Source organism: Haloferax profundi, from assembly GCF_001469865.1.
Taxonomy (GTDB): Archaea; Halobacteriota; Halobacteria; order Halobacteriales; family Haloferacaceae; genus Haloferax; species Haloferax profundi.
This window is the reverse complement of the sequence record NZ_LOPV01000295.1, coordinates 1-1,136: the sequence shown is the minus strand read 5'-3', so window position 1 is coordinate 1,136 and position 1,136 is coordinate 1. Positions and strand designations below refer to the sequence as shown.

Here is a 1,136-nt window from a genome sequence, read left to right as displayed (position 1 = left end):
CGGGGCGACAGAAATGTCCCACCAAATGAAGACTATACATTCAGTAGACGTATTAGTGACAGATTGAGTGTGGACAACTATGAACAAGTCATCACAAGGTTGGTGCGGGTATACATGGCAAAAGGGCTATGAGGGTTGTGAGCGCCCAGATAGCCAGAATTGTTGCTGTCGGGAAACATTAGCTGAGGCAGAACATTGCGTATGGCACGCTGGAGCAGCCGAATTTCCAAAATCTACTGAAGAACTACAAGAATCGATGTCACCATTTGAAATGCGTGAATTAACCTCTGTCAGGTTCCCCCACGGGGTCTGTACTGAATTACTAGATGGTGTAAAACTATCTGGTATGGTGCTTGGTGATCAAATCAATTTTAATGGTGTTTCCCTACGAAGTGCCGACTTCTCCGATGCAGACCTCAGGAATGTTGACCTCTCTGGTGCGAATCTTAAGCACGCAGATCTTTCTGATGCGGATCTCAGGGGTGCTGACCTTTCTGATGCGAATCTCAAGGACGCCGACCTTTCCGGTGCAGTCCTTGGAGAGTCGGATTACAAAACCCATAAGACCCGTTTTGGAGCTGATCTCTCCAACGCAACCCTCGTAGGCACAGATCTTACCAATGCATCATTGCAGGACACAAACCTTTCGGGCGCAATTATAGAGGACACTGACATGTCCGAAGCGGACCTCCAGAATGCAGACCTCTGTGATGTGTTTTTCAACAATGTCGCACTTTCAGCTGCGTGTTTATTTGATGCTGACTTTACAGACGCAATACTAACGAACACTGATTTTTCGGAGGCAGACCTCGTCCGTGCCAACTTCTCCGACTCGAGTCTTCAACATGCCCAACTCTCTGGTCTGAGTCTCCAAGAAGCCAACTTCTCCGATGCAGATCTCTCATATGCAAATCTTTCAGATGCATTCCTCAAGAACGCCAACCTCTCTGGTGCAGACCTCTCACATACCAATCTCTCGGACACAAATTTTCAAAATGCCGATCTCTCGGATGCGAATCTTGAACATGCGTTGCTGGTCCGCGCAAATCTGTTTGCTGCAGACTTAACTGATGTGAAACCACATGGGGCTACGTTTGCGGATGTTCAAATCAGCGACGAAACCACATTTCGAAGAA

At 47.5% G+C, this 1,136-nt stretch carries 1 protein-coding gene; it reads left to right on the top strand.

What is annotated here, in order from left to right; all coding sequences use genetic code 11:
* Positions 1–256: 256 nt before the first annotated feature.
* A partial coding sequence (locus AUR66_RS12380) for a pentapeptide repeat-containing protein (protein WP_197409773.1) occupies positions 257–1,136 on the top strand: 880 nt, incomplete at its 3' end.